This is a genomic window from Clostridiales bacterium, assembly GCA_030016385.1.
Lineage (GTDB): Bacteria > Bacillota > Clostridia > Clostridiales > Oxobacteraceae > JASEJN01.
Genome location: JASEJN010000028.1, coordinates 27600 through 38988, shown reverse-complemented (window position 1 = coordinate 38988; position 11389 = coordinate 27600). Strand labels below are relative to the sequence as shown.

At 35.3% G+C, this 11389-nt stretch carries 3 protein-coding genes and 1 CRISPR repeat array; all 3 genes read right to left on the bottom strand.

What is annotated here, in order from left to right; translation table 11 throughout:
• Positions 1-178: 178 nt before the first annotated feature.
• Positions 179-9357: a CRISPR direct-repeat array (repeat unit 30 nt; unit sequence GTTTCAATTCCTTATAGGTAGGCTAAAAAC).
• Between the two features lie 228 nt (positions 9358-9585).
• From cas2 to cas4, 3 genes are read right to left on the bottom strand one after another with little or no spacing between them, the layout of a single operon-like run.
• A complete protein-coding gene (gene cas2, locus QME45_08150) occupies positions 9586-9849 on the bottom strand; it encodes a CRISPR-associated endonuclease Cas2 (protein MDI6618635.1) in 264 nt (87 codons plus the stop codon).
• A 21-nt stretch (positions 9850-9870) separates the two neighbouring features.
• Positions 9871-10863, bottom strand: coding sequence for a type I-B CRISPR-associated endonuclease Cas1b (gene cas1b, locus QME45_08145; GenBank protein MDI6618634.1), 993 nt, complete (start codon positions 10861-10863; stop codon positions 9871-9873).
• On the bottom strand, positions 10860-11357 hold the full coding sequence (gene cas4, locus QME45_08140) for a CRISPR-associated protein Cas4 (GenBank protein ID MDI6618633.1): 498 nt from the start codon (positions 11355-11357) through the stop codon (positions 10860-10862). The genes cas1b and cas4 overlap by 4 nt, the downstream gene beginning before the upstream one ends.
• Between the last annotated feature and the right edge of the window lie 32 nt (positions 11358-11389).

Here is an 11389-nt window from a genome sequence, read left to right as displayed (position 1 = left end):
AATTCTTATTGGGAACTTTCTCAATTTCTCTTGTACTATTTTTATTCTAGCACTAGCCTCATAAAAAGTCAGTTCAGGTTTTGACGATTTATTGGTTAGTTGGGTCATTTTTTAACCGGCGTTTTGAGTATTTTTCATTCCGGCGTTGACAAAAGAGCATGGCCGATATGGTCGTGGAGTTTCAATTCCTTATAGGTAGGCTAAAAACAAAAAGAGGATATGCTTATAGTGGCTCAGCTCACTGGGTTTCAATTCCTTATAGGTAGGCTAAAAACTCCTTCATATTGTCCTCTGGAATCCACGCATCAAAAAGTTTCAATTCCTTATAGGTAGGCTAAAAACCGCCACAAAACGGGCACGGTTTTAATTTTTCAGTCAGTTTCAATTCCTTATAGGTAGGCTAAAAACGAGACAGAAATAGGATAGAATATACTTACGATTTGTGTTTCAATTCCTTATAGGTAGGCTAAAAACCCAAAAATCGGTTTGAATTTGTCCGGATATGTTGGCTGGTTTCAATTCCTTATAGGTAGGCTAAAAACGCAGAAGTCGATGCAGCGCTGTTGAAAATATTCAAACGTTTCAATTCCTTATAGGTAGGCTAAAAACATTGACAAAGTCCTAAAAGGCGAAACTTTAGCAAAGTTTCAATTCCTTATAGGTAGGCTAAAAACGCGTGGAGGCCGGGAAGCCTCCAGTACCAAAAAAAAGTTTCAATTCCTTATAGGTAGGCTAAAAACGACATATTGCTAACCGCCATTTCGGCAGACTAAAAAGGTTTCAATTCCTTATAGGTAGGCTAAAAACCCGATGCATCCCCCATGCAGTCGCCATCCTCGTCATAAGTTTCAATTCCTTATAGGTAGGCTAAAAACAAGTTATGAACAATTGGAGGAAATTATTCCTAAAATGTTTCAATTCCTTATAGGTAGGCTAAAAACTACACATCTGCAAGCATTATACATGCATAAATGTACCAGTTTCAATTCCTTATAGGTAGGCTAAAAACAAAAATAATCATATTGAAAAGATTGTTTGCTTTTATTAGTTTCAATTCCTTATAGGTAGGCTAAAAACAAACTCCCACACCTGAAGGAGTGAGGTTCTTATATACAGTTTCAATTCCTTATAGGTAGGCTAAAAACGCCTGAAAAGGCATGGGAGGAGATGTATTGCATATTGTTTCAATTCCTTATAGGTAGGCTAAAAACCTCCTGCAAATCATACTCTCTGCCAGTGTCCTCGCAAGTTTCAATTCCTTATAGGTAGGCTAAAAACTTACCATCATTTCCTTTATTTCTTTGCTCAATTTCTGTTTCAATTCCTTATAGGTAGGCTAAAAACTCTGCAGACAGCTATAGACAGTGCAACGGAGCATATGTTTCAATTCCTTATAGGTAGGCTAAAAACAGACTTATTTGACTCGCAGTTGGCGGCTAAGGCAAAGTTTCAATTCCTTATAGGTAGGCTAAAAACGCATAATCCATGTCCACCCTGTCAGCTATACCATCTAGTTTCAATTCCTTATAGGTAGGCTAAAAACGCCTGAAAAGGCATGGGAGGAGATGTATTGCATATTGTTTCAATTCCTTATAGGTAGGCTAAAAACGAGTGGAAACGATTTGATCATTGTGCATATCTGAAGAGTTTCAATTCCTTATAGGTAGGCTAAAAACTACTTAGATCAGGACGAAAAATGGGACGGCGAAGAATGTTTCAATTCCTTATAGGTAGGCTAAAAACAAAAGTATTGACATGTTACCAAAATCAAACTATAATAAGTTTCAATTCCTTATAGGTAGGCTAAAAACTTATAGTATATGCGGAATAACTGCCCATCCGCTTTTAGTTTCAATTCCTTATAGGTAGGCTAAAAACCGAAGGTCGGGCTTGAGAGGTTGGCTGGATTCTTCAAGTTTCAATTCCTTATAGGTAGGCTAAAAACAAATAAAATTTGTACTGACTCTGAGAAAGCGGGTTGCAAGTTTCAATTCCTTATAGGTAGGCTAAAAACCCAATTAGAACAATTAAAAAATGGTATGGATGTAGAAGTTTCAATTCCTTATAGGTAGGCTAAAAACCCTGCCGAATCCTCTATCTTTATGTCCTCCTGTGTGGTTTCAATTCCTTATAGGTAGGCTAAAAACACGATCCGCTAACTAAGAAATTTGTTATAGATCAAAGTTTCAATTCCTTATAGGTAGGCTAAAAACTATTATGAGTCTGTAAAGTATTGATATATCTACGTTGTTTCAATTCCTTATAGGTAGGCTAAAAACGTAATGCTTTACTTAATCTGTTATTGTTATTTACTTCTGTTTCAATTCCTTATAGGTAGGCTAAAAACTGGGTATTTCTGGAAACAATTTAATACTTATTGCAAGTTTCAATTCCTTATAGGTAGGCTAAAAACACTTATGCACGTATAATGCTTGCAGATGTGTATATTGTTTCAATTCCTTATAGGTAGGCTAAAAACAAATTATCCCGAACAATTTCTCCACCCCATACCTTGTTTCAATTCCTTATAGGTAGGCTAAAAACTGATGTTAAAGATGCTAAAAATAGGCTCCAAAGCGTGTTTCAATTCCTTATAGGTAGGCTAAAAACTCAAAATCTGGACTGTTTAAATCTATTTTATTTAGTTTGTTTCAATTCCTTATAGGTAGGCTAAAAACTGAAAAGTGATACCCTCACTCTTCGATTTAACGTCCTTGTTTCAATTCCTTATAGGTAGGCTAAAAACGCGGCATAGCAAGCTAAATATGAATTTGAAATGCAAGGGTTTCAATTCCTTATAGGTAGGCTAAAAACATATATCGTTAGATGCATGGGAAACAGAAAATTTTAGTTTCAATTCCTTATAGGTAGGCTAAAAACCCGTTCCACAAGCCCACAAAGAAGTTACGGAGCGAATGTTTCAATTCCTTATAGGTAGGCTAAAAACTGAACAGGTAAAAGAATTGAAATCTGAACTGCAAGAGTTTCAATTCCTTATAGGTAGGCTAAAAACGGGGTATAAACTCCATATAGGGTGTTTTGGATATTGTTTCAATTCCTTATAGGTAGGCTAAAAACCAACCGTATCGAACCAACTATCACCAAGTACAAACGCGTTTCAATTCCTTATAGGTAGGCTAAAAACTTTTAAGTAAGGAGAGCGATAAAGTGTTAAAAGGCATGTTTCAATTCCTTATAGGTAGGCTAAAAACAGGTGAGCTGCAGCGCAGGGATTACCCTGCAAATTCACGTTTCAATTCCTTATAGGTAGGCTAAAAACGAAATGCAGCAAAAACAGAAACAGAAGGAGGGCAGAGTTTCAATTCCTTATAGGTAGGCTAAAAACTTAAAAGGCCCCGCATTTTACGGAGCCCCTATCATCGTTTCAATTCCTTATAGGTAGGCTAAAAACCACTGAAATGGGCAAAGGAAAACGCTCCTGAGCTTGGTTTCAATTCCTTATAGGTAGGCTAAAAACGCCCCCGCTAAAGCTCAGGACGTGTGCGCAGACTGGTTTCAATTCCTTATAGGTAGGCTAAAAACTTGGGGCTGCAAGGAATTGATTGTACCAAATATAGAGAGTTTCAATTCCTTATAGGTAGGCTAAAAACAAACGTGAAAATGAAAAAAGAATACCAAGATATTATGTTTCAATTCCTTATAGGTAGGCTAAAAACTCAATGGGAAGTTTGCACAATGCAGTCACATGGCTGAGTTTCAATTCCTTATAGGTAGGCTAAAAACTAGTTATAATATACCGGTAATCTACTGCCAAGACTGGTTTCAATTCCTTATAGGTAGGCTAAAAACCACATGAAATTGAGCTAAATTTGTGCCATCAACGACGTTTCAATTCCTTATAGGTAGGCTAAAAACCTAACAGCCTCATAGACGCGTTATGGGAATATTTAGGTTTCAATTCCTTATAGGTAGGCTAAAAACAGACAATGTGCTTTCTATGCATAAATCTTTGTATTGTTTCAATTCCTTATAGGTAGGCTAAAAACCAGCCTTCTTTTTTTATGCCGCTCAAAAGGGACTGCGTTTCAATTCCTTATAGGTAGGCTAAAAACTTAATTTTACGGGTACTGATATAGGTAATTTGCTTGAGTTTCAATTCCTTATAGGTAGGCTAAAAACGGCAAAGACGGTTTACTATTGCCAGAAAAATATATAGAGTTTCAATTCCTTATAGGTAGGCTAAAAACGCAGTTTTTCAATAGAAGAGATTGTACAAGCATTAATGTTTCAATTCCTTATAGGTAGGCTAAAAACGCACATATATTCATCTTCTGGCTAAGGACACTGTAGAGTTTCAATTCCTTATAGGTAGGCTAAAAACCCTAAAAAGTATTCAGGGGAGGCGTTGGGACGCAAAAACGTTTCAATTCCTTATAGGTAGGCTAAAAACAGATAATGTATCGTGTGTATAGACGCAAACCTCATACGTTTCAATTCCTTATAGGTAGGCTAAAAACAAGCTGTAAAATACTGCAGTATCTGCTGCATGGAGTGGTTTCAATTCCTTATAGGTAGGCTAAAAACCTGCAAGGTCTTTATTTACTGTATTAGCGTTTATAGGTTTCAATTCCTTATAGGTAGGCTAAAAACTATTTCCTTCATAAATTTTGTTGCCTTTATTGTCTCTGTTTCAATTCCTTATAGGTAGGCTAAAAACTAATTTAATACTTCAACACTTACTGTATTCGTTCCAGTTTCAATTCCTTATAGGTAGGCTAAAAACTGATTATCCTTTTTACCATATAGTCTGCGAAAGGCTGTTTCAATTCCTTATAGGTAGGCTAAAAACCAGGACGTGTGCGCAGACTGTGGAAAGCCTTCAAATAGTTTCAATTCCTTATAGGTAGGCTAAAAACAAAGTTATGCCGAACTTGAAAACGGAGAAGTCACAGGTTTCAATTCCTTATAGGTAGGCTAAAAACATGGATTCAATTTTGGACAAAGATACCGCGGCAAAAAGTTTCAATTCCTTATAGGTAGGCTAAAAACTCAAAATATTCCCGGGAACAGAAGTACTTTAGGGAGGTTTCAATTCCTTATAGGTAGGCTAAAAACTGAACCAAGGGCTTGCAAAGTATACTTTCATATTTTGTTTCAATTCCTTATAGGTAGGCTAAAAACCAACTTATAGGGGAGCTAAAACCCAAAGCTGATTATGGTTTCAATTCCTTATAGGTAGGCTAAAAACGAAAGATGCCTTTTGGTATAAAAATATTTTATCCGCGTTTCAATTCCTTATAGGTAGGCTAAAAACAAATTCTTTGTGCCTTTGGTTCCAATTCGCAATATCGTTTCAATTCCTTATAGGTAGGCTAAAAACCCATAGACAGTAGAGGCAAATGGCAATATCTTACCGAAGGGTTTCAATTCCTTATAGGTAGGCTAAAAACTTTGGCCATACCGGGCATACTGATGTCGGTGCAACTAGTTTCAATTCCTTATAGGTAGGCTAAAAACCAGGAATACTGAACATCAAGCTCATCCATCATTTTTCGTTTCAATTCCTTATAGGTAGGCTAAAAACGCATCGGGAATATGATTCCATAGCTTTTATTATATGGTTTCAATTCCTTATAGGTAGGCTAAAAACAAATTTTAGCGGCGATAATTTTTATATTGATTATAGGTTTCAATTCCTTATAGGTAGGCTAAAAACTTCCAGTACATATTTAGACTTATCCGAGCCTTTGCGGTTTCAATTCCTTATAGGTAGGCTAAAAACCAAAAGCTCCATTACTTACAAAAAATACGCCATCAGGTTTCAATTCCTTATAGGTAGGCTAAAAACTATAAGATATATATTTCCTTATCTTAATAATTAAAATGTTTCAATTCCTTATAGGTAGGCTAAAAACGAACATTTACAAATTCAACTTTACTTAATACATTTGTGTTTCAATTCCTTATAGGTAGGCTAAAAACTTACGATTCATGGCCCAGAAGGTTCCGCCAGTTGCAGTTTCAATTCCTTATAGGTAGGCTAAAAACTTTGATAATGTCCTTTCAACCCCAGATGCCTTGCTAAGTTTCAATTCCTTATAGGTAGGCTAAAAACTCAGGTCGTTGCTACTACAACTACTAGAATCTCTAGTGTTTCAATTCCTTATAGGTAGGCTAAAAACAAAAAGCGGCTATTACGATGTCGACAGCCCCGCAAAGTTTCAATTCCTTATAGGTAGGCTAAAAACCTGATTGAAGAATACCTGCTTTTATCAACGCTGCATTGTTTCAATTCCTTATAGGTAGGCTAAAAACTTCAAGCTCAAGTTCATATGCCCCATTAAGCTCTTCGGGTTTCAATTCCTTATAGGTAGGCTAAAAACGAAGCCGAAGAGGCAAAAAGGAAGCAGTATGAAGTATGTTTCAATTCCTTATAGGTAGGCTAAAAACATAAAGAAGATTTTATGCCATTCCAAACAGACTGGGGTTTCAATTCCTTATAGGTAGGCTAAAAACAAGCCGCCTCTCTCTATCCGCTATAATCTTGTTCTGTTTCAATTCCTTATAGGTAGGCTAAAAACTAAATCACAATAGACAGACAACAAGTGCTAGGCAGCTAGTTTCAATTCCTTATAGGTAGGCTAAAAACTGAGGATAGTTAGGTGTTTGGTATGCGGAAGAATATGTTTCAATTCCTTATAGGTAGGCTAAAAACGTTCTGGATAGTTGTAATTATTCTCATTTTTATTATGTTTCAATTCCTTATAGGTAGGCTAAAAACGGATAACAGGACAGCAGATGAATATTAAAAAACTGCAAGGTTTCAATTCCTTATAGGTAGGCTAAAAACTAGGGAATTATAGGCAGCTCAAAGATGGGCGTATTGCAGTTTCAATTCCTTATAGGTAGGCTAAAAACTTAATATCCCATAAAAATAAGCACCGGTCCGCTATATGTTTCAATTCCTTATAGGTAGGCTAAAAACATATGTCTGGAGTTGTCGGCTTTGCTGGCGCAGGTTGGTTTCAATTCCTTATAGGTAGGCTAAAAACCGGTAAAATGGCAAAGGTGAAAATTCTATTTGAAAACGGTTTCAATTCCTTATAGGTAGGCTAAAAACTCAGCCTTTCTTCACTGTTCTTTCACTACTCTTTCACGTTTCAATTCCTTATAGGTAGGCTAAAAACTGCAGAAGCAGAATCAGGATACTACAGATACAGTCAAGTTTCAATTCCTTATAGGTAGGCTAAAAACGTGTTCCTTTCAGGCTCAGCTGGATACTCTGTTATCTGTTTCAATTCCTTATAGGTAGGCTAAAAACCATTGACGGTGAAGCGGGGACGGTAACACAGGCAGGAGGTTTCAATTCCTTATAGGTAGGCTAAAAACGCAGTAATATAGAAGAAGAAGGATATATCAGGACAAGTTTCAATTCCTTATAGGTAGGCTAAAAACTGCAGCGACCATAACGCAAGAAAATATAGAGCAGGAGTTTCAATTCCTTATAGGTAGGCTAAAAACCATTGCCCTTCTCATCTTTTTCAGCATACTTATCTAGTTTCAATTCCTTATAGGTAGGCTAAAAACACACCGGATCAGGAAGTGGCTGCAGATGTTTATACTGGTTTCAATTCCTTATAGGTAGGCTAAAAACGATCCTTTATGTCAAGCCTGATGTCGTCAACACCCTTGTTTCAATTCCTTATAGGTAGGCTAAAAACTTAATATCCCATAAAAATAAGCACCGGTCCGCTATATGTTTCAATTCCTTATAGGTAGGCTAAAAACATATGTCTGGAGTTGTCGGCTTTGCTGGCGCAGGTTGGTTTCAATTCCTTATAGGTAGGCTAAAAACTAAAAGATGCTATGATTTTGAATTTATCTGCAGACAAAAGTTTCAATTCCTTATAGGTAGGCTAAAAACTCTTTATGAGGAGTTAGGACAAGAACCCGAAGATATGTTTCAATTCCTTATAGGTAGGCTAAAAACCCCAATCTATTCGCCCACGGCACTAATGCCGGCTTATGTTTCAATTCCTTATAGGTAGGCTAAAAACATCAAAAACTTTAAAAATGTATCAGAGAGAGGAGAAAGTGGTTTCAATTCCTTATAGGTAGGCTAAAAACGCAAATATCCCTTTTTCGTAGTCCTCAACTTTTTCAAGTTTCAATTCCTTATAGGTAGGCTAAAAACAGTCCTTTTTATGTATTCTTATACTCTCAGCATCGGTGTTTCAATTCCTTATAGGTAGGCTAAAAACCTTTTCAGTTTTCTTGCTTCGTTTCTGCAATCCTTGTTTCAATTCCTTATAGGTAGGCTAAAAACTTACATGCTATAGCGAAATATACCAAACCGCTACTATCGTTTCAATTCCTTATAGGTAGGCTAAAAACGAGGAACGGAGGAGCAAAATGAAAAAGTCACAATATATGTTTCAATTCCTTATAGGTAGGCTAAAAACATGAATACCCCAACATTTTCCCGATTGTTACATATGAGTTTCAATTCCTTATAGGTAGGCTAAAAACTCTTTCTGTTTCATCATCGGAAGATCCATGCAGTGTATGTTTCAATTCCTTATAGGTAGGCTAAAAACGTATTCAGCCAATCTTTCAATGTTTTTTGTCCTTTGTTTCAATTCCTTATAGGTAGGCTAAAAACCAAGAGCCTTATCATTGATCGGAAAAGTTTCTTAAGGTTTCAATTCCTTATAGGTAGGCTAAAAACGCGGATTGATAAAAGACTTCCTGAAGAAATAAAGCAAGGTTTCAATTCCTTATAGGTAGGCTAAAAACGGGCTATCAACCAAGACTATGAAACACGCTAAAAGCAGTTTCAATTCCTTATAGGTAGGCTAAAAACAAGTTCCTTCTTAAAGTTATATGTCTTATGCCATTTTGTTTCAATTCCTTATAGGTAGGCTAAAAACCTCCGTCTTCATCCTGTTCATACCTTTCTTCCGCCAGTTTCAATTCCTTATAGGTAGGCTAAAAACCGAAAGCGCCGGAAGCACCCGCCCAGGAATAGTCCGAGGTTTCAATTCCTTATAGGTAGGCTAAAAACAAAGTTTCAGCAGGCAAAAGAAACCGGAAAACCAGTGTTTCAATTCCTTATAGGTAGGCTAAAAACTAAATAAACGCTATTCGAGATATACGCCAGGTATCTGTTTCAATTCCTTATAGGTAGGCTAAAAACCTAAAATGAGGTGTCTTTTTATCATCCATTTGATTGAGTTTCAATTCCTTATAGGTAGGCTAAAAACAAATCAGTAGGCCGCACGTCCTCCAGGAAGTTGTCCAGGTTTCAATTCCTTATAGGTAGGCTAAAAACTCAGATAAAATCAGGAAGATTCGTGCTTGATATAAGTTTCAATTCCTTATAGGTAGGCTAAAAACGCGTCAGAATGACCTATTTAAGCCATTCTTAAAGTGGTATTTTTTATATTATATAAATCTAACAACTTTATTATAACTATAAAGGCCTGAAAAATCAACGGATCTGCGATGGATCAAAAAATAAAATTGTCGTCGTACCTACAGTATTTTTACATTATTATAGGTCGACGACAATTTTTATTGCTCGTAACAATTTATAAATCCAAAGTTTTTAATAATTAGAGCTTCTTAAATAAACATATCTGTTCCACCTTTATCTAGGCCGAGTATTTGGCGCTCCGAATAAGTTGTCGTCCTGAGTAAGTAGATGATGACTGAATCTTCTTCTTTGTTTATAATTCTCGATATTTCTATTTTAAGTTTTCTAAGATTGGCATCGGAAATTTCACCTTCAAGCACGGAATTTTGTACCCAACTCAAGTACTTTCTGCAGGTCTTTAATACTTTATTTACCCTTTTTTCATTTATATCATATACGAGTATGGCAAACATCTTATCACCTTATTTCATCCTTTACCATTGAGCAACAAACGGAGTATATTCCTGTTCTCCCATCAAATGTTTTTCCAATTTGTATAGTTCAAGTCTGATAAGCCTGCAGTATGAAACATTACTTCCTATGCTTCTATGATTAATAGTAGTCATAAGCTTATTTTCATACTCCTCAATGAATGCCTTTTTTGCTTTTTCCTTTAATATTAGCCCTTCTGCACTTCCGTCAAAATCATCTTTTTTTATGATATTTTTGCTTATAACTGAGAATATAACTCGGTCGATTATTATAGGCTTGAATATTTCAGAGACATCAAGATTCAAGGAGAATCTTCTGAAGTTTGTTGAATGTAAATAACCAATTCTTGGATCTAAATGAGTCTTATATATTTCGCTTAATATCAAAGTGTACATTAGTGAATTACCAAAGCTTATAAGTACATTTAATGAGTTTTTAGGCGGCCTTTTGCTTCTAATGCCAAATTTAAAATCCGGATTACCCAATATTTTATCGAATGCTTTGTAATATGCTCCTCGTATATTGCCTTCTATAGCCATCAATTCATTTATGCTTATTACACTATTTATTGTCTCACCAAGTTCTTCTATACAGCAAATGATATCCTCTAAATTCTTACCTCTATTTTGATAATATTTTAAAACATGGCGCATATTTTTATATGCCCCTTCTATAAATTTTTTTGCTATATATAATCTTTTATCTTTATCATTGTAATATTCAGCCTGTTTCAATATCATATATCCTGAATTTAAATGTTCTCTGGGATAATATGTTCCTATATAATATCCATAATGATTAAAAAAATGCAGTATGATCTCAGAATGAGATACAAATTCCAGGAATCTTTTATTGATGATTACTTCTCCAAATAACATTATTTCAGATGTATTTTCAACAGGTATGTATTTTCTACCTTTTTCATTATCAAAAAACAATGTATTGTCCTTTCTTTTTAGTTCTCCATCTGAAAAGATATAAATAGGTTTCTTCATGATAAACAAAACTCCCTGTATCCGCAATTTTTACAATAAGGTATTTTTATAAAAACTGGTGCTTTTTCTTTATGAATAATATTGGTTATTTCATCTATTGCCTTAATTATCTCTGATTCTGCATCATCTGTAAGCGAAACATTGACCTTTTTTCTTTCTTCTGGGAATAGCAATTGTCCTTTTGCTAAAATTCCGCTTTGCTTTAATTTATACAGATAAAAAAGGAGTTGCATCCTTGCACTCTTTTCTGCCTTTGAACTTTTTTTAACTTCTCCTATTAAAAAATTATCTTTATCGTTTTTTACAAGGTCGATAACAACATTATCAAAATTTAGTTTTTTTCTTTCTCTATCATATGAAGTATTATCGATTATACGTCCTATTTCTATATATGGATGATCCTGATCCGGAATTATCTGATGAGCCATGAGCCATACCTGCCTCTCGCAAATAGTGTAACTTTGCATTAATGAACCGTTTACTTCTATACCCATATTATCCCATTCCAATCTGTATTTTTATATAC